The following is an 18,601-nucleotide window of genomic DNA, read 5'->3' on the forward strand; positions in this document are numbered from 1 at the left end:
AATAAAATATTTAGATACTGCCATTCATATGCTTCAATATCACTCTACAAGATTCATAAAGCTCTCGTAAAGTTGTCGATGAATTTTTAATAAAATTTGTGATCCAGATCTAAAATTATCAAAAATAAACCATAATTATTTATTAAATAAGTAATTTTTATTGAACCTTAAATTCTAAATCAGTATGATTAATAATATAAAACTGATCAATGAATTTATGAGATATGAAAAAATATATAGAAATTGGCTTGGATATTATTAATCAAATATCTGACGGAAAATTTAATATTGGAGATAAATTACCGACAGAAAAGATACTTATGGCTCATTATGGTGTTGCGAGAACCACTATCAGAGAATCCATTACCATGCTTGAAGTTGGAGGTTATCTAGACATAAGACAAGGTTCAGGTATGTATATAGCATCTCTAAAACCAAACGGGTTATTGACTGGAGATAGTAGTTATATTGATTTAGAAATTGGTCCATTTGAAATGCTGCAAGCACGACAAATTTTAGAAAGTAATATTGCTCACCTTGCTGCCAGAAAAGCTACAAAATCTGACATAGTAACACTTAAAGAAATTCTTGTATTAGAACGCCAAAATGTTGAACACGGTAATTTTGAATATGATACAGATTTAATGTTCCATTTATCAATAGCTAGAGCAACTCATAACCTTGCTCTGGTTGATATGGTCAAAGACATATGGCAACGCAGACAAAGAAGTATGAAATGGAATGAATTACATCGGAAAATCAATCATAAAGACTATCGAAGTGATTGGTTATCGGATCATCAGGAAATTTATATGGCTCTTCAAAGAAAAGAACCAGATTCTGCTTACGAAAAAATGTGGACACATTTAGAAAATGTAAAGAATAGGTTATTTGAACACTCTGATATTGATGATCCAAATTTTGATGGATTTATTTTTAGAGATTAGTAACTAAATAAGATAGTAAAGAATAGGAATAGGAAAAATAAAAATGGAACAAACATGGCGTTGGTACGGACCGAAAGATCCGGTTTCGTTGGCGGATATCCGCCAAGCGGGGGCGACGGGGATTGTGACCGCACTTCACAATATTCCGAACGGGCAGGTGTGGATCATTGAGGAAATTGAGAAACGCAAACAGGAAATCGAACAAGCCGGGTTGGTGTGGTCGGTGGTCGAAAGCGTGCCGGTGCATGAGGAAATCAAAACCCAAAGCGGGCAATATTTGCAGTGGATTGAAAATTATCAGCAGACCCTGCGCAATTTGGCAAAGTGCGGTATTGATACGGTTTGTTACAACTTTATGCCGGTGTTGGATTGGACGCGCACCGATTTGGCATACCAATTGCCGGACGGTTCAAAAGCGTTACGCTTCGATCAAGATGCCTTTGCGGCGTTTGAGCTGTATATTTTGCAACGCCCGGGGGCAAATGAAACTTACAGCGCAGCCGAACAGCAAGCGGCAAAAGCCTATTTCGATCAAATGAACGAGCAGGATATTCAGCAATTAACCAATAATATTATTGCCGGTTTGCCGGGGGCGGAAGAGGGTTACACCCTTGCCGAATTCCAACAACAGCTGGATCGCTATCAAGCTATCAGCAAGGAACAATTCCGCCAACATCTGGCATTTTTCTTGCAACAGATTATTCCGGTGGCGGAAGAAGTCGGGATTAAAATGGCGATTCACCCTGATGATCCGCCGCGCCCGATTTTGGGCTTGCCGCGCATTGTGTCCACTATTGAGGATATGCAGTGGTTTGTCGAAACCCAGCCGCTGGCGGCAAACGGTTTCACTATGTGTACCGGTTCTTACGGCGTGCGTTCCGACAACGATTTGGTGCAGATGACCGAGCAATTTGCCGATCGGATTTATTTCGCGCATTTGCGTTCTACTTGCCGCGAAGAAAATCCGCTGACGTTCCACGAAGCTGCGCATTTGGAAGGCGATGTGGATATGTTTAATGTGGTCAAAGCCTTATTGAGCGAAGAATACAAACGCAAAGCCGCCGGTAACCCGCGCCTGATTCCAATGCGACCCGATCACGGACACCAAATGTTGGACGATTTGCGCAAGAAAACCAATCCGGGCTATTCTGCCATCGGTCGCTTAAAAGGGTTGGCCGAATTCCGCGGTTTGGAGCTTGCCTTAAAAAAAGTGTATTTTAACCAATAAGGTGATGATTGGGAGAGTTTCTCAATACCGGCAATTGATGATATGCAAAACTACCTCGGGCAAATTCTGATTTTCATCGTGACGCTGATCGGCGCCTCGGGGTGGTTTTTATCAAAAAACGCGATTGCGGAAATGCCGTCGGTCGGCTTTATGGGGCTGCGTTTTTTAACCGCCGCCTTGATTTTTCTGCCTTTTGCCCATCGGCAGTTATATCGCCTGAAGAGAATTCAAATTCTCAACGCAAGTGCGGTTGGCATTGCCTTGGCGCTTAACTTGTTTCTGTGGGTGCAGGGGATTACTTACAGCAATGAGTTGGGCGAAGGGGCATTTTTAGTTAGCCTTGCCATGCTGATTGCGCCGTTGATTTCATGGCTGCTTTTCAAGCAACGCCCGTTGCCGGTGTTCTGGCTTTCAATGCCGATTGCGCTGGTCGGTTTATATTTTTTAGCCATCGGTCGTTATGGCGGGCTGCGTTTTTCCGGCGGCAGTATCCTATTTTTACTCAGCTCACTATCAGCCGCGTTCTATTTCGTATTGAATCATCAATATGCCAAAAATATTCCGCCGATGTCGCTGATTACGATTCAATTCGCTATTGTCGGCATAGTATGCAGCGGCTATTCAATACTAGCCGAAAGCTGGCAAACGACAATTTCGTTCAACACCTGGCTCTGGTTTCTTGCCAGCGTGTTGCTCGCCAGTAACTTACGTTATTTTGTGCAAACCATCGGACAAAAGCACTGTAATATTAGTACGGCAGCGATTATTATGGTATTGGAACCGGTTTGGACACTGATGTTAAGCGTGTGGTTAATGGACGAGACCGTCACCGTGCTTAAATTGCTGGGTTGTGGCTTGATTCTCTGTGCACTATTGGTTTATCGGTTACGTCTTATCCGCAAAGCAGGGTGAAATTTAAACAATCATTCTCTAATTAGAGATCATTATTAACAAAAGGAAATAGTATTATGTCATGGAAACTCCAACCTAGTGCGGTTTTCGCCGCGTCACCGCTGGTGCCGGTGATGGTAATCAAAAATTTGGACGACGCGCTGCCGATGGCGCAGGCGTTGTTGGACGGCGGGATCAATGTGTTTGAAATCACGCTGCGCAGTGCAGTTGCACTTGATGCAATCAAGCTGATTAGCGAGGCTATGCCGCAAGCATTGGTCGGCGCGGGAACCGTGATTTCACCGCAACAATATGATTCGGCGGTGGCGGCCGGTGCGAAATTTGTGATTTCGCCGGGGGCGACGGTGTCGTTGCTGAAACACGCGTTGCAAGGCGAGGCGCCGTTAATGCCGGGAACATCAACCCCGTCGGAAATGATGACCGCACTTGAGTTGGGTTATGATCACCTCAAATTCTTCCCGGCGGAAGCCAACGGCGGTGCGCCGGCGCTGAAAGCGATTTCCGCACCGTTGCCGCAGCTGACATTCTGCCCGACCGGCGGCATTAGCCCGAAAAACGTTGCCGACTATGTCGCCTTGGATTGCGTCGCCACCGTCGGCGGCTCGTGGATTCTGCCGAATGAGGCGATTGCCGCCGGAAATTGGCAACAAGTCACGCGCTTAACCCAAGAAGCAGTGAGTTTTATTCGCGGCTTAAGAAAGTCATAATTGGACAAAAAAGCCGCAATCTGTGAGGATTTGCGGCTTATTTGGCTGTATTGCTTAAATTTGAGGATATTGTTGTTTCGCCAATGCGATATTCAAAATATGTAATTCATCTTCTTTACTGTTTTCAACGATCCGATACACAATTCGGTATGTACCACCGCGCGGAAATAACTCTCGGACCCCTCGACAATGCCAACCACGCCCATTAACGGCTGGGTTAGCGCAAGTTCGATGGTTTTGTAAATCTCCGTGGTTATTTTCTCCGCACTTTCAATACTGACATAACTGGCAATATTATAATAAATCGTTAAAAAATCGTCTTTGGCATGTTCAGAAATAACTAATCGCATGGGTTACGCCGTTTTCTTAAACACTTTATCGGTATAATGTTTACGTGCCAGATTCACCACTTCGTCCCAAGTGTATTTTTTGCCGCCTTGATCCAAATTATCGATACTTTTTTGTACTTTTTCAGTCAACCATTTTTCATATTCTTTATTCATCATCTGCCCCGATAATCAATGAACGTTGCTGAAATTATAGTCTATCTGCCCAGTGCTGACAACGCATTCATATTAGGTTATCACCGCCGGCAGCACCGATAACGCTATGCCAGCCTACCTGTTTTGAGGTAAGATAACACCATCTTTTATCATTCTTTTTTAAGACCAGTATACGGTCTAACCGTACTACGATTGTGTAACATGTCGAATTTATTTATCCGAAAACTGCCGGCTTATGCCCGTTTAATGCGTCTCGACCGTCCGATTGGCACTTTATTATTGCTGTGGCCGACCTTGTGGGCGTTATTTTTGGCGGCGGACGGCGTGCCGGACTACCGCACTTTGCTGATTTTTCTGTGCGGCGTAGTCTTAATGCGGGCGGCAGGCTGTGTGATCAACGATTATGCCGATCGCCACATTGACGGCAGCGTCAAGCGCACTGCCCATCGTCCGCTTGCCACCGGTGAAGTGAATGAGAAAGAGGCGAAAATCCTGTTTTTTATTCTGACCGCACTTTCCTTTTTATTGGTGCTGAATCTGAATGGTTACGCCATTTTACTGTCGTTTATTGCGGTCAGCTTGGCATTTGTCTATCCGTTTATGAAACGCTACACCCATTTGCCGCAATTTGTGTTGGGTGCGGCGTTCGGTTGGTCGATTCCGATGGCATATGCCGCCGTGAGCGGGCAATTGCCGTTGATTTGTTGGTTGCTGTTTGCCGCCAATTTACTCTGGACGGTGGCGTATGACACCCAATATGCGATGGTGGATCGCGACGATGATCTGCGGATCGGCGTCAAATCCACTGCGATTTTATTCGCACAATTTGATAATAAAATCATTGCGTTACTGCAATTTATCGCATTGGTGCTGTTTATTGCGATCGGCTATCTGTCAAATTTACACCCGGCTTATTATGCCGCCCTTGCCGTCACCGCACTTTGCTTTGTCTATCAATGCAAACTGACGCGCGAGCGCACGCGGGAAGAGTGTTTCAAGGCGTTTCTCAATAACAACTACTTTGGCATGGGGATTTTTATTGCGTTGTTATTGGGGATTTTTCTATAACGCAGGCAACAAAAAAGCCTGTCACATCAGACAGGCTTTTCACGCTTTCAATCGTTTAAAAATCAACGGCGACTTTTAATTTTTTCAGCGCGTTGTTTTCCAACTGGCGCACGCGTTCGGCGGAAATATTGTATTTCGCCGCCAAATCCTGCAACGTGGCTTTATTGTCATCCAACCAACGGGAGCGGATAATATCCAAGCTGCGCTCGTCCAAACTGTCCAAGGCTTCGTTCAGCTGTTCGGTGGCTTGGCTTTCGTAGTTTTCTTGTTCCAATTCCAGGGCGAAATCAGAGCTTTTATCTTCTAAATATAACGCCGGGCTGTAAGTCTCTTCCGCGTCGTCGCTCGGCAGGTCGAACGCCATATCCTGCCCGGTCATGCGCGATTCCATCTCTTTCACGTCATCAACCGACACGCCCAATTCATCGGCAACCATTGCCACTTCATTTTCATTAAACCAACCGAAACGCTGTTTGGTTTTACGCAGGTTGAAGAACAGTTTGCGTTGCGCTTTGGTGGTCGCAACTTTGACAATCCGCCAGTTGCGCAGCACATATTCGTGAATTTCGGCCTTGACCCAATGCACCGCAAACGAGACTAAGCGCACGCCCACTTCCGGATTGAAACGGCGCACCGCTTTCATCAGCCCGATATTGCCTTCCTGAATCAAATCCGCTTGTGGCAAGCCGTAGCCGGAATAACCGCGCGCAACATGGATCACAAAACGCAGATGGGACAGAATCAATTCTTTTGCCGCGTCCAAATCCTGTTGGTAATACAAACGCTCCGCCAACGCCTTCTCTTCCTCTGCGGTCAGCATCGGATATTGGTTGGCGGCACGGATATAGCTTTCCAAGTTGCCTTGAGGAACAAGCATCATTTGCATTTCTTTCGTCATCGCATTCCTTCTTTGTTTATTCAGTTAATCACTTGTCTTGCTGTGCGTTGTTGCACGACCTGCTTATGATAAACGAGGCGTTAGTTATAGCACAAATTACGCCGAGTTCAAAATTCCAGACCGCACTTGCTGTTTCAGACCAGTTGTTTGGTAAAAAATTAGACTAAATTGTCAGCAAATAGTTCAATAAAGATTGAAAAATTCAACGATTGTTGAGCATTTCCGCCTTTAGCCAATGCAACAAAACCGCACTTTTGCCTTGAGCCAATGGCGTTTGCGACAGCAGATAATATGCCGAACCGTCGCCGATAAAGCCGTGCGGCGCGTGTAAAATACCTTGTTCGATTTCGGCTTCGACCATAAAACGTGAAGCAATCGCCGCGCCCATGCCGGCAATCGCGGCTTGAATCGAGAGGTAAAAATGCTCGAAATAGCTGTCCTCTTGCCATTCATTAAGCGCGAAACCGCTGAGCCTTTGCCAATCCTGCCACGCCTGCGGACGGGTGTGGGTGTGCAAACGGCGATGTTGTTTGACTTGCAAATGCTGTACCAAACCCATTTGCTCATCGGCAATTTTTTTCGCATACAGCGATTTCGCCCACTGGAAATCGTTACGCCGAATTGCCAAATCAATCGCTTGCCGCTCAAAATCGACTGCACCGCCGGCGGCCAAAATCACCGGATTTAAGCCGGTTTGCTGTTGCAGCGCACTAATACGCGGAATCAGCCATTTCATCGCCAAAGTCGGTTCGCACGAGATCACCAAATCCTGTTGCTGGCGGGTTTTGATCTGCTTAACCGCACTTTCCAGCTCGGAAAACGCCGTTTGGCAATGCTGATACAACATCCGTCCGTTGTGCGACAACAGCAGATTGCGCCTCTGTTTCAGCAGCAGCGGCTCGCTGAAATGGTGTTGCAACAGCTTCAACTGTTTGCTGACTGCGCCATGAGTCACGTGCAACTGTAATGCCGCCGCACTCAAACTACCGCACTTGGCGACAAAATAGAAATATTTAAGCGCGTTCAACGGCAGCTTGGCTATCTGTTCCAAAATCTCACACCTTAATGACAATATTTCGATTTTCTTCTGTTAAAAATCAGGCAAAATATAAACAAAAAACAACAAACCCTATTTTTCAATCTTAATCTAAACGGAAATTATCTCAACCATTATGCACGAACTTCTTGCGGTGATCACCATCACCATTCTCGCCGTCATCAGCCCCGGCGGCGATTTCGCCATGACCACGCGCAACAGTTATTTATACGGCAAACGTGCCGGTATCATCACTGCCATCGGCATTGCAAGTGCGGTTTGGGTGCATGTCGGCTACACCTTGTTAGGCGTGAGTGTATTGTTGTTGCAATCGCCCAGCCTGTTTCATCTGGTGAAAACCTTGGGCGCGTTGTATTTGATTTATATCGGCTTTTCCACCTTTCGCCACCGTCCGGCTGCGTTTAATCTAGAAAGTGAAAGTGCGGTGCTCAGCGATCAACAGGCGTTTAAAAACGGCTTTATCACCAATGCCCTCAACCCGAAAACCACGCTGTTTGTGCTCAGCACCTTCACCCAAATCGTCAATCCCAATACGCCGTTGTGGGTGCAGATTAGTTACGGGGCGTTTATGTCATTGGCGCATTTGCTTTGGTTCGGCTTGGTGGCGGTGCTGCTCTCAGCCCCGACGATTCGCCAACGTTTGCTACAACGGCAAGTGATTGTTAATCGGGTGATCGGGGTGATTTTATGCTTGTTGGGATTGATGTTGTTACTGTCATCGGCGAGAAATTAATACAAAGTGCGGTCAAACCGCACTTCAGGCTAATGACAAAGTCTTTTTCTCTAATCATTTCCCTCCCCCCGTATACGGAGGGAGGTGTCCGAAGGACGGAGGGAGGCATAAAGAATGTTAAAAATGAATATGTTACATTTTCATATTCCCCTCCCTCCCATTTTTCTTGCGAAAAATAGTACTCCCTCCGCATGCGGAGGGAGAGAAGTCAGTTTGTCAGCAATCTCAAGTGCGGTTTAAACCGCACTTTGGAATTAATCTGTTAAAAACGCCGCAATCTTATCAAACGCCGCTTGGCGAATCGCGTCGCGTTCAAACAGAATTTCGTGTTTGGCGTTTTTCACCACTTCATGCTGCAAGCGGCTAAATAATTTGGCGTACTTTTCAATTTGCTGATTCGAGACGATCAGCTCTTTTTCCGCTTGCAGCACCAGCACCGGGATTTTAATCTTGCTGATCGCACGCGGTAATTTTTTAAACTGGATAATGCACTGATGTACCCAGCGAAAGGTCGGCCCGCCCAAATGCACTTCCGGATAACGGCGGTTAATCCGGTTCATCCATTTCATGCGGGTCTTGCAAAAACTGAGATCGTTATTGTCCGGATTGACCGGTTGATAGGCGGTTCTGCCGAAAATATAACGTTGATCCTGTCCGAGCAGCACCATGATATTCACCACCAGTTGTTCCCAAAACGGGTTTTTCAGTGGTAGCGCAAACAGCGGCGCACTCAAAACCAATTTGTCGATCTGATGCGGATATTTAGCCAGATACAGGGTTGCAATTAATGCCCCCATCGAGTGCCCCAGCACCAACTGCCGTTGATAGGCATGGCGCTGGTTGACTTGGTGAATCGCCGCGTCCATATCGTCCAAATAATACTCAAACCGATCAATATAGCCTTTGTCCGGATCGGGCAGCAGCCGTTGCGAATAGCCTTGTCCGCGGTGATCGAAACTCAGCACGTCAAAACCGAGCTGATAAAAATCATAAGCGATTTCCGACCATTTTAATAAATTCGCACTGCGACCGCTGACCAAAATCATCAAGTTACGCGGAATAGATTCCGTCGCCGGGTGTTCAAAAAAACGGTACGCGATTCTACAGCCGCGCTGCCCGTCAAAATATTGCAGCGGAAACTGTTCGACAAAGGGTTTCAAGGTTCTTAAAGCAAACTGCCCAAAGTGCGGTTCTCGTTCCATTTGATGACCTGTCGTATTAGCAAAAAGATAAGGCGGGAGTTCCCGCCTTAGGGTATTTTTCTCTCCCTCCGCGTGCGGAGGGAGTACCATTTTTCACTAGAAAAATGGGGTAGGGAGGGAAACGATTTACGCCACCAATTGACGCAAAATGCGACGCAACGGTTCAGCCGCGCCCCATAACAGCTGATCGCCGACGGTGAATGCCGCCAGATATTCAGGCCCCATATTCAGTTTGCGCAAACGTCCGACCGGAACGCTCAAGGTGCCGGTGACTTTGGTCGGGGTCAGCTCGCGCAGGGTACTTTCTTTGTCGTTCGGAATCACTTTCACCCACTCGTTATGCGAGGCTAACAGTTGTTCGATTTCCGTCAACGGCAGAGCTTTTTTCATTTTAATGGTGAACGCCTGACTGTGGCAACGCAGCGCACCGATACGCACGCACAAGCCGTCGATTGGAATCGGGCTGTCGGATAAACCGAGGATTTTATTGGTTTCGGCATAGCCTTTCCACTCTTCTTTGGTTTGTCCGCTGTCGAGTAATTTGTCGATCCATGGAATCAAACTGCCCGCCAACGGCGCACCAAAGTTTTCAATCGGCAAATCGCCGCGCATTTTGTCGGCAACCGCTCTTTCAATCGCTAAAATCGACGAAGCCGGGTTGTCCAAATCGGTTTTCACCACATCGCGCAATTCGCCCATTTGCACCAGCAATTCACGCATATTTTTCGCGCCGGCGCCGCTCGCGGCTTGGTAAGTGGCAACCGAAACCCATTCCACCAAATCTTTTTCAAACAAACCGCCCAATGCCATCAACATCAAGCTGACAGTGCAGTTGCCGCCGACGTAGGTTTTCACGCCTTTCGCCAAACCGTCGCGGATGACGTGTTGGTTGACAGGATCCAACACGATAATCGCGTCTTTTTCCATACGCAGGGTAGAAGCGGCGTCGATCCAATAACCGTTCCAACCTGCCGCACGCAGTTTCGGATAGACTTCATTGGTGTAATCACCGCCTTGGCAGGTGACGATAATATCCAGCGCTTTCAATTCGTCAATGTTAAAGGCGTCTTTCAACACGCCACTGTCCTTGCCGCCGAAGCTCGGTGCTTTTTGTCCGGCTTGGGAGGTGGTGAAAAAGACCGGGTTAAGCAAGGCGAAATCTTGCTCTTGTTGCATACGATCCATTAAAACCGAACCGACCATTCCGCGCCAACCGATAAAACCTACGTTTTGCATATTGTTTCCTTATTTTTTTGATGTTGTGTTTTAATTTTCTACTCTAATTAATTACAACATCACTTCAATAAAAGCAACTCTTTTAGCAAAAATTTTTACCGTGCCAATGGACAGCAAGCCGCTTTTTGTTATAGTAAAAATCATTACGCATGCAAATAGCAGAGGGGGTAACCATGTTAGCTTTAATTACCGGCGCCAGTGCCGGCTTTGGTGCGGCAACCGCACGTTTATTGGTGCAACACGGACATCGGGTGATCATCAGCGCCCGTCGGCAAGATCGTTTACAGGCATTGCAACAGGAGCTGGGCGACAATTGTCTGGCGCTGGCATTTGATGTCTGCGATCCGGCGGCGGTGCAAACCGCACTTCACAGTTTGCCGCCGCAATGGCAAGAAATTGATTTATTGGTGAATAATGCCGGTTTGGCGCTCGGTGTTGCCGCCGCACAGAACAGCCGCTTGCAAGATTGGCAGCAGATGATCGCCACCAATATCGGCGGTTTAACCACCTTGACCCACGCCATTCTGCCCGGCATGGTGGCGCGCAACCGCGGGCACATTATCAATCTCGGCTCGATTGCCGGCGATTATCCCTATCCGGGCGGCAATGTGTACGGCGCGACCAAAGCCTTCGTCAAACAATTCAGCCTCAACTTGCGCGCCGATTTGGTCGGCACGGCGGTGCGGGTCAGCAATGTCGAACCGGGTTTATGCGGTGGCACCGAGTTTTCCAACGTGCGTTTCTATGGTGACGGCACCAAAGCCGAAGCCTTATACGCCAATGTGGATTATCTGACCCCTGACGATATTGCCGCCACCATTGTTTGGATTGCCGAGCAACCGTCACACGTCAATATCAACCGGATTGAAATCATGCCGGTAGCGCAAGCGCCTGCCGGCTTAACCGTGAAGAAAAAAGTTTAAATCCTTCTGACCGCACTTTGCCATTTTGATAACGCAAAGTGCGGTATTGCCTACCTCGTTTCAGGTATTCGATTTGATATAGATCAAAAGATGAATTAAAAATACGGCTTTTATCGTCAAAATACCTTACTATTTAACTCAACTTTTATCCTAACGAATACGAGGAAATTATGTCATTTCAAGATAAAAAACTGAGCGAATTGGCGATTGCCATTCCGGGCGCCACCAAACTGTTGCGCGAATATGATTTGGATTTTTGCTGCGGCGGCGCCAACACGCTTGGCTTTGCGGCAAACGTGAAAAATCTGGATTTGGCGGCGATTGAAAGCCGTTTAGCCGAACTGGCAGCGCGGCAAGACCTCGGGCAGGAGCAGGATTGGACGCAAACCGCTTACCCGGAAATTATCGCCCATATCATCGCCCGCTATCATGATCGCCACCGCGAACAGCTGCCGGAGCTGATTGCGATGGCGGAAAAAGTGGAAAACGTGCACGGTGATCGCGCCGATTGCCCGATGGGCGCGTCGGCGGTATTAAAAGAGATTTATGCCGAACTGAGCCATCATATGCAAAAAGAAGAACAGATTCTGTTCCCGATGATCCAAGCCGGGCAATATGCGATGGCAAGAATGCCGATCAAAGTGATGGAGCATGAACACGACGACGCCGGACAACAAGTGGAAGTGCTGAAATCCCTGACCGACAACGTCACCCCTCCGACGGACGCGTGCAACACTTGGCGCGCGCTCTACAGCGGCATTAACGAGTTTATCGACGATTTAATGCACCATATTCATCTGGAAAACAATATTTTGTTTCCAAGAGTGGTGAATGAGGGGTAATTGTTATTCGGCAACACTTGACCCATGCCCTCGAAAGAGGGCATTATTACCTTTAATTCATTAGAGGAATATGTCATGAGAATAACAGACGAAAAAAGCCCTGCTGTCTGCTCACGGATTAGATGACCAACTCTTTAATGATGATGTCTATGATTCCATCGTCATGTCATTAATCAATGCGCATTTGTCTCAACTTGAAGATATTGCCGATCTGCGCGCGCATAGAGAAGATGTCAAAAATGGTACGGTGGAATATACCACTATGGACGAACTCGAACGGGAGTATGGGGTATGACGGGCAGCAAAACGTTATATACACTGTGTTGCCGACAAAACGTTTCAAAAAATCATTAAAACGGATTGACCGTAGTCAAGTCCCTAAAATCTTAGCCGCATTGAAAGATGAAGACTTTAGACCCTCCCCGAAAACACACTGCAGCGTTAAAATCCTACGCGGTGAACTAGGCGCTTGAAGTCGGGCAGTATAGTATTTTCCTTTTTCATCAGGATGAATAGTTCTTAGAGAACAATGATATTTATCGACAAGTTGTTTATAAGTCTGTTTTCCAAGCGTGTAATCAAGCCAAATTTTATTGGAATTCAACTTATTTTTTAGGGTGAATGTTTTATTGCACGTCAGGCATTTATAGCGTTGAATATGGTGATAAGTGCCATATTTCTGAATAGTTGATTTTGAGCAAAAAGGACAATTTTTTATTCATATTTCAAAAAAGTGGGTTAAAGCCAGTGACTATAAGGCGTTAACCTACTTTTTACCAACAATTTTGTCTTGTATATCCCAACTCACTTATAATAATGAAGCATATTATTTACAGCTACTATGCCTATTTCATTCCGTTTGGTAACCCAACAACAGCAACGTTTCTTTATGCTGCTGCATATCGGCGATATTCGGCAGTTCGCCCCATTGCTGAAAACCGCACTTTTGCAGCACGCCGACGCTGGCGGGGTTGCCTTTGAACACAAAGGCGAGCAGAGTGGAATAATGCAGCGGTTGCATTTGCTGTTGTAAAAAACGTACCACTTGCGTGCCAATTCCTTTGCCCTTGGCTTGGTTATCCAGATAAAAACTGGCTTCGGCGGTGATATCGTATGCCGGTCGCCCGTAAAACGGCGACAAGCTTGCCCAACCGATCAGCTGATCTTGCGTATTTCGCACCGCCCAAATCGGGTGGCGCACGCTATTGCGGTGAAAGTCAAACCACGCTTGCCGGTCGGCAACCGATATCGGGGCTAAATCGGAGGTGATACGGCGGCTGGCGATAGTTTGGTTATAAATCGCCACGATTTGCGCCAAATCTTGCGCTTGGGCTTTTTCAATCCGAATGGTTGTCATGTGTAATCCTTGTTATTCCACGTCGTCCGCCAACAATAAACTGACTTCGGTGCCGCCGCTGGCACGACGCGCAATGGTCAAATGCGCATTCAACTCTTGCGCTCGCTCCTGCATGATATTCAAGCCGTAGTGCCCACTTGGTTCCGCCAGTGATGGAATGCCGACACCGTTATCGCGAATAATCACGGTGTTTTCGCCGTTGTCGTTACTGCGCGCAATCACTTCAATCAGCGTGGCGTGGGCGTGTTTAATGCTGTTCAGCACCGCCTCACGCACAATTTGCAGTAAATGAATCTGTTGTTGCGCGTTTAGCAATTGCGACGGTAACGCACAATCCAGCGTGATTTGCGCTTCGGAACGGGATTGCAGCGAATCGATCACCTCCTGCAAGGCAAGTTTCAAGTTCGACTCGCTGACGGTCAAACGGAAAGTCGCCAACAGCTCGCGCAGTTGGGTATAACCGTCGGCAAGTGCGGTTTCAAATTGGTGCAGAATATTCAAACTTTTCGCCGCCCGCTCCTCGCTCAGTTCCTGCAAAATACTGCGGCGTAGCAACGTCAACTGGATTTGCAGATATGCCAACACTTGTGCCAAGGAATCATGCAATTCACGCGCAATAATCGAGCGTTCCTGCATTAAAATTAAGTGTTGTCGCTGGCGCAACAGCTGATAGGAATGCAATGCCCGCCCCAACATCTGCGCAATATTTTCAATCGTACGCAGGTCAGGATAGGCTGCGCTGCGCTGCCAATTCAGGCTACCCAGATTCTGATCGTTAATCGTAATCCGCGTGGTTTGCCAGTTTGTTGCGCTATCTTCTTTGCCCACTTCCAGATTAAACATCTCGTTCCCATTCGCCACCAAGCGCACGACTTGCAAGCGTTCGTTTTGTTGCAACAATTTCAGCACGGTGGTCAGATTTTCACGGGTGATTTCATGCAGCGTCAGCTGTTGTGAGGAATAATACAGCATGGATAAAGTGCGGTTAATTTGGGTCAGACTACGGGTTTTCTGACTAACTTGTTCCTCAAGCGAAAGGTAGAGTTTTTGCAGCTGTGCCGCCATTTGGGTGAAACCGCGTGACAGCTCGCCCAGCTCGTTATCGCTGTCAATATCCAGTTCAATGTGCTGAAACTGGCTGTTCTGCACCTGCCGACTGGCGGTGGCCAAGCGCTGCAACGGCGCCACTACTTTTTTACGGCTGTAGCTCAACAGATAACCGCCCAATACCAACATCAGCAGCAAACTGAACAGGTTAGTATAAATCGCAAAACGGATACGCTGCTCGGAAAACTGTTGCAGCACCGACACGAAATTGTCGACTTGATCGACATAGGATTCCAAATTCTGCTGATACAATCCTGCCTCCCCCTGTCGCAAATAACCCGCCATCACCTGCCAACTTGCCAGCAAAGTGCGGTAGGCATTCTGCACCGAATCCGGCACATAAAACCGCTCCAAATTCATCAGTGTCGGCGTCTGCAAACTGGCTTGATAAGTCTGAATCCCATGCGTCAGCAACTCCGGCTGGTACTGCATTTCATACAGCAAACGGTAGCTCTGCATCCGCAGCGAACCGGACACATTGATCATCTCGGCATCGGAATGGTTGCTGATCATAATCAGCGTGGTCACGCACACCGACAAACCGGACAACATGATAATCATCACCAAATAATACGCCAAACGCGACGTTACGGATTTTTTGATTTGCATGACAAAACTCCTTGAGGGGGATTGGGGTATTATAGGAGGTAATCTGAATAAAAACAAAAAACCCTTAAATCAAAACATTTAAGGAGAACTTGGTGTGAAATAGGTTGATCAAATATTTTGTCATAAAAATCTGCACCCTAGTCAGTTGGTTTTGCAGTCTAACTTTTGGGGTGCAGATTACTGAATATTACTGCAACACCGATTCTAAATGAGCTCCGGCAAAGACATAGCCTAACGTCTTATCGTAACGCAGGGAAAACCGAGAAAATAGCAGCAGGAAATTCTCGCCTTGCAGCAGCAAAAACTGATCGTTAAGCGGTTGCAATTCTTGCTTAGGATATTGGGTTTTCAATGCAAAGCCGTTTTTTAGCAAAATTTGATTGATAAACCCGTTTAAATCGACTTCAAAATGGATCCCGTGTTCTGCAAATCGGTAGCGATATTTCGCCTCTGCCACTGTGTCGCTATCGAGCGAGTAATCGACACTCAGCATTGTTTGGTAAGGGTGTTTTAAGGTTATCACCCTGACATTTTCACGGTGATAAAAGTGTAGCGTTTGTATTACGTTCGGCGCAATTTGGGGTGTATCTTCACTCGCACCGGCTAATTCAGGAAAATGTTGCCCGTAACGCGCATTTATCTGTCCACGCCGTGCATAGATCCAATTTAAATTGCGCGCCTGAGTGGATAAATTATGATAATCCTGTCGTTGCTGCTCGGAAAAACCGGCTTGTGCGGCGGTGTCGGGCAGCGCTTTGATTTTGCCCTGAGCATCCAATAAATCGAATTGCTGTAACTGCCGATCAAACCTTGCCAATTGGTTGTCGAAGGCGATTTCCTTCGGATTCAACACCCAGCCGAGCAAAATAATCGTCAGCGCAATCAAGCTGGCAAAAGTGCGGTGTTGACCGTTGAATGTGCGCAAGGATAACGCAATAAACAGTGAAATTAACACCGTCAAGGCAAGCAGATAAACCCGCACTTCGGTCAGTCCGTAGGCGCTCAACCGTTGATACACCGCAAACCACAACAGCGCCAAAGGCAGTAAGGCAATCCAGCCGAAGATATGGTAAAAACCTTGCCATTTTGGCGAGGTTTGCAGCAGTTGTACGCTTTTTAACGCGAGTCCGAGCAACAAATACGGCAACACTATATAGCTGATTTGCCCCTGTGGCATTTCACCCAGCAGGACAATGCGTGCGCTGTAGAGATACAGCAGCAGACTATAAATGATGAGTGTCGGCGAAAGTACGAAATTCAACAACAGTTGCCCGAAATGCCCTAGCTCGACTTGTTCCGTGTCCTTATTCTGCTCAAATAGCAAAAAGAACAGTGGGAAGATACTGAAATAAGTAAATGGCAGTATTCGCTGAAGTATGCGGTCAAACGGCAGATCCAGATTAAACAGCAATTCAACACTGCCCAGTAATGCAAAAAACAGCAGCAACCCGATCGCGTTAATCAGCCAGGCTTTGGCAATATTCAGTGCCGTTTGCAGAAAACGGGTGATAAAAGTGCGGTTTTCCTGTGCCCAACCGCGCGCCAGTAAACACAGCAATAACAGCAGTTGCAACGCCGCAAACCGGCGATCCTCCAGATAATCCTCCAATATCAACCCGTTATTCAGCTGCCAAAACAGCACTAACGGCACCATCACCGCCGTCAGCCAATAAGCGATTTTATAGCGATGGAGTAAATAACTCAGGGCGAAAAACGCCGGTGCAAACAGCCAATAGCGCAACAAATCTCCGCCTTTAACGTCAAAAAGATCAAAAAACAGAAATGGTAGGGAAAACAGCACCATCCACAGCATTTCCAGCGGATATTTTTTCGCCAGCGGCCATATTTGCGCAAGCAAATCGGTCAAACGGGTTTTGAGTTTTAATATCATCTTGTTAATTTAATTCCTAGTGATTCGGAAGTTCGATTTTGCCTTGCAGCACCGCCTGCAACACCGGCAAATGGCTGTGTTCAATCGCTTTGGCGGCGGTCAATAACGTCAGGCGGTCGTGCTGTGCGTGCAATTGGCGCAACTGCTGTAAATCCGCCTGCACCGCCTCGGCACTCAATTCATGGTAATAACGCCGACAAAATTCGTCATAATGCGCAAGCGGATCTTGGTGCAGCCATTGGCGCAGTTCGTTGGAGGGTGTGACCGACTTCAGCCACAACACTCCGTCTAACCGCACTTTGGCAATTCCGCGCGGCCACAACCGATCTGCCAATACGGCTGGAAAATCATTATCGTCAAAGGTATACACTCGTTTTAACTGATACATAATTTACTCCATTTTGTGTGATTGATTGCTACAGCATATACTGCACTTGGATAAAAATCCATGTTAAGCACGTATAAAAAAGCAACTTATCCGCGAAAGGACAAATTGCCTGCTAAGCGACGGGCGATTAATCAGCCGGCGATCGCCGTGCCGACGGTCATATGCAAACCGTAAAACAGGGTTCGACCGATCAATTCGGCAACGAAAACCAACAGTACACTGGCACAGAGTGACAAACTAGGTAAGCTGTTTTGAGCACGGCGACTGTAAAACAGTAGCCCGATACCGGCGAACAGCAACACTAGACGCAATATCATTAAATTGGCGTAATCCGGCACTAATGTTGAGGCTTTTTGCGCAGAGGTTTGGATGCCGGCCAAACTGGTTGCTTGCAACACCACTAAACATACGGCAAGCAGTAGTGCCAATCCCAAAATGCCGGGAACCCAGCGCAATTGAGCGGCTTCAACACCGGCAAAACGCAGCAAGGCATAACCGAGAGTAAAGCCGGCCAAAAGTGCGGTCAGCAGGAATGACGCCGGGGTCGAAATGCTGTTCCAAGTCGGTACGGTGCTGATTAAGTAAACCGTACTCATCACGTAGAGAAAAATACCGCCGCTGACGATCAACAAAAACAGCCAAAGTTTGTTTAATGCCGCCAGCATTTTATCCAGCAACTGTAACAGCCAATATACGCCGGCAAGAATGAAAAACAGCGCACCGGCAGCGATCTCGTTACTAAGTGCCGAGCTGCCGATTCGGTTCAATGAATTAAAGGCGCGCAGCGGTGAACCTAAATGTAGAATTGAAGCGGCGAAACCTAATCCCAACAGGATTAACGGCAACAGTAGCAATAATACGACTTTGCGTTGTCGCAGCGGTTCATCGGCTTTCAACAATAGCCATAATGCCATTAGAATGATCGCACCGACCGCACTTTGCGCCAGCACGGTAAACAGCACCAGCGGTAATTCATGTAATCCGGCATTCATG

20 protein-coding genes are annotated in these 18,601 nt (G+C 47.2%); 8 read left to right on the forward strand and 12 right to left on the reverse strand.

The annotated features are described in order from the left end of the window. Positions 1-224: 224 nt before the first annotated feature. The 4 genes from ACWA50_RS03700 to ACWA50_RS03715 are packed head-to-tail and all read left to right on the forward strand — an operon-like array spanning position 225 to position 3,794. Entirely contained in the window at positions 225-947 is a 723-nt protein-coding gene (locus ACWA50_RS03700) for an FCD domain-containing protein (RefSeq protein WP_431053980.1), read from the forward strand. A gap of 43 nt (positions 948-990) precedes the next feature. Then, positions 991-2,175, forward strand: coding sequence for a mannonate dehydratase (gene uxuA, locus ACWA50_RS03705; protein ID WP_431053981.1), 1,185 nt, complete (start codon positions 991-993; stop codon positions 2,173-2,175). A 42-nt stretch (positions 2,176-2,217) separates the two neighbouring features. Then, positions 2,218-3,087, forward strand: a complete 870-nt coding sequence (locus ACWA50_RS03710) for a DMT family transporter (protein WP_431053982.1) — start codon at positions 2,218-2,220, stop codon at positions 3,085-3,087. A gap of 56 nt (positions 3,088-3,143) precedes the next feature. Continuing rightward, the gene (locus tag ACWA50_RS03715; protein WP_431053983.1) at positions 3,144-3,794 is read left to right on the forward strand and encodes a bifunctional 4-hydroxy-2-oxoglutarate aldolase/2-dehydro-3-deoxy-phosphogluconate aldolase; all 651 of its coding nucleotides are present in this window, start codon (positions 3,144-3,146) and stop codon (positions 3,792-3,794) included. A gap of 92 nt (positions 3,795-3,886) precedes the next feature. Here the strand turns inward: ACWA50_RS03715 and ACWA50_RS03720 are convergent, their stop codons facing one another. Both ACWA50_RS03720 and ACWA50_RS03725 read right to left on the reverse strand, forming a co-directional pair. Next, a complete protein-coding gene (locus tag ACWA50_RS03720) occupies positions 3,887-4,144 on the reverse strand; it encodes a type II toxin-antitoxin system RelE/ParE family toxin (protein WP_431053984.1) in 258 nt (85 codons plus the stop codon). A gap of 3 nt (positions 4,145-4,147) precedes the next feature. Continuing rightward, complete coding sequence (locus ACWA50_RS03725; RefSeq protein WP_431053985.1) at positions 4,148-4,300, reverse strand: hypothetical protein; 153 nt, start codon at positions 4,298-4,300, stop codon at positions 4,148-4,150. Between the two features lie 198 nt (positions 4,301-4,498). On the opposite strand from ACWA50_RS03725, the gene ubiA reads away from it, so the two are divergent. Continuing rightward, positions 4,499-5,365, forward strand: a complete 867-nt coding sequence (ubiA, locus tag ACWA50_RS03730) for a 4-hydroxybenzoate octaprenyltransferase (RefSeq protein WP_431053986.1) — start codon at positions 4,499-4,501, stop codon at positions 5,363-5,365. Positions 5,366-5,420: 55 nt separating this feature from the next. On the opposite strand, the gene rpoH is transcribed toward ubiA, so the two are convergent. Both rpoH and ACWA50_RS03740 read right to left on the reverse strand, forming a co-directional pair. Next, positions 5,421-6,263 (reverse strand): RNA polymerase sigma factor RpoH, encoded by an 843-nt coding sequence (gene rpoH, locus ACWA50_RS03735; RefSeq protein WP_431053987.1) that lies wholly within the window; start codon positions 6,261-6,263, stop codon positions 5,421-5,423. Positions 6,264-6,465: 202 nt separating this feature from the next. Then, the gene (locus ACWA50_RS03740) at positions 6,466-7,314 is read right to left on the reverse strand and encodes a LysR family transcriptional regulator (RefSeq protein WP_431053988.1); all 849 of its coding nucleotides are present in this window, start codon (positions 7,312-7,314) and stop codon (positions 6,466-6,468) included. Positions 7,315-7,435: 121 nt separating this feature from the next. Between ACWA50_RS03740 and ACWA50_RS03745 the strand changes: the two genes are divergently transcribed. Further along, positions 7,436-8,053, forward strand: coding sequence for a LysE family translocator (locus tag ACWA50_RS03745; protein ID WP_431053989.1), 618 nt, complete (start codon positions 7,436-7,438; stop codon positions 8,051-8,053). Positions 8,054-8,307: 254 nt separating this feature from the next. On the opposite strand, the gene ACWA50_RS03750 is transcribed toward ACWA50_RS03745, so the two are convergent. Further along, positions 8,308-9,255 carry an alpha/beta fold hydrolase gene (locus ACWA50_RS03750; protein WP_431053990.1) on the reverse strand — a complete coding sequence of 316 codons (948 nt, stop codon included), beginning with the start codon at positions 9,253-9,255 and terminating at the stop codon, positions 8,308-8,310. Positions 9,256-9,381: 126 nt separating this feature from the next. Continuing rightward, the gene (gene asd, locus ACWA50_RS03755; protein WP_431053991.1) at positions 9,382-10,491 is read right to left on the reverse strand and encodes an aspartate-semialdehyde dehydrogenase; all 1,110 of its coding nucleotides are present in this window, start codon (positions 10,489-10,491) and stop codon (positions 9,382-9,384) included. 173 nt (positions 10,492-10,664) lie between these two features. Between asd and ACWA50_RS03760 the strand changes: the two genes are divergently transcribed. Then, the gene (locus ACWA50_RS03760) at positions 10,665-11,414 is read left to right on the forward strand and encodes an SDR family NAD(P)-dependent oxidoreductase (protein WP_431053992.1); all 750 of its coding nucleotides are present in this window, start codon (positions 10,665-10,667) and stop codon (positions 11,412-11,414) included. Between the two features lie 170 nt (positions 11,415-11,584). Continuing rightward, on the forward strand, positions 11,585-12,256 hold the full coding sequence (ytfE, locus tag ACWA50_RS03765; protein ID WP_431053993.1) for an iron-sulfur cluster repair protein YtfE: 672 nt from the start codon (positions 11,585-11,587) through the stop codon (positions 12,254-12,256). Positions 12,257-12,626: 370 nt separating this feature from the next. On the opposite strand, the gene ACWA50_RS03770 is transcribed toward ytfE, so the two are convergent. The 6 genes from ACWA50_RS03770 to ACWA50_RS03795 form a co-directional block, all read right to left on the reverse strand. After that, on the reverse strand, positions 12,627-12,974 hold the full coding sequence (locus tag ACWA50_RS03770; RefSeq protein ID WP_431054279.1) for a transposase: 348 nt from the start codon (positions 12,972-12,974) through the stop codon (positions 12,627-12,629). Positions 12,975-13,106: 132 nt separating this feature from the next. Then, on the reverse strand, positions 13,107-13,613 hold the full coding sequence (locus ACWA50_RS03775) for a GNAT family N-acetyltransferase (RefSeq protein ID WP_431053994.1): 507 nt from the start codon (positions 13,611-13,613) through the stop codon (positions 13,107-13,109). 12 nt (positions 13,614-13,625) lie between these two features. Further along, positions 13,626-15,329: a nitrate/nitrite two-component system sensor histidine kinase NarQ gene (narQ, locus tag ACWA50_RS03780; protein ID WP_431053995.1), complete on the reverse strand. Its 1,704-nt coding sequence runs from the start codon at positions 15,327-15,329 to the stop codon at positions 13,626-13,628. Positions 15,330-15,516: 187 nt separating this feature from the next. After that, the gene (locus ACWA50_RS03785) at positions 15,517-17,220 is read right to left on the reverse strand and encodes a hypothetical protein (RefSeq protein ID WP_431053996.1); all 1,704 of its coding nucleotides are present in this window, start codon (positions 17,218-17,220) and stop codon (positions 15,517-15,519) included. Positions 17,221-17,236: 16 nt separating this feature from the next. After that, on the reverse strand, positions 17,237-17,608 hold the full coding sequence (locus tag ACWA50_RS03790) for a DUF488 domain-containing protein (protein WP_431053997.1): 372 nt from the start codon (positions 17,606-17,608) through the stop codon (positions 17,237-17,239). Between the two features lie 131 nt (positions 17,609-17,739). Beyond that, positions 17,740-18,600 (reverse strand): DmsC/YnfH family molybdoenzyme membrane anchor subunit, encoded by an 861-nt coding sequence (locus tag ACWA50_RS03795; protein ID WP_431053998.1) that lies wholly within the window; start codon positions 18,598-18,600, stop codon positions 17,740-17,742. Position 18,601: the final 1 nt, after the last annotated feature.

The sequence above is a fragment of the Testudinibacter sp. P17/SS/0325 genome, from assembly GCF_053570765.1.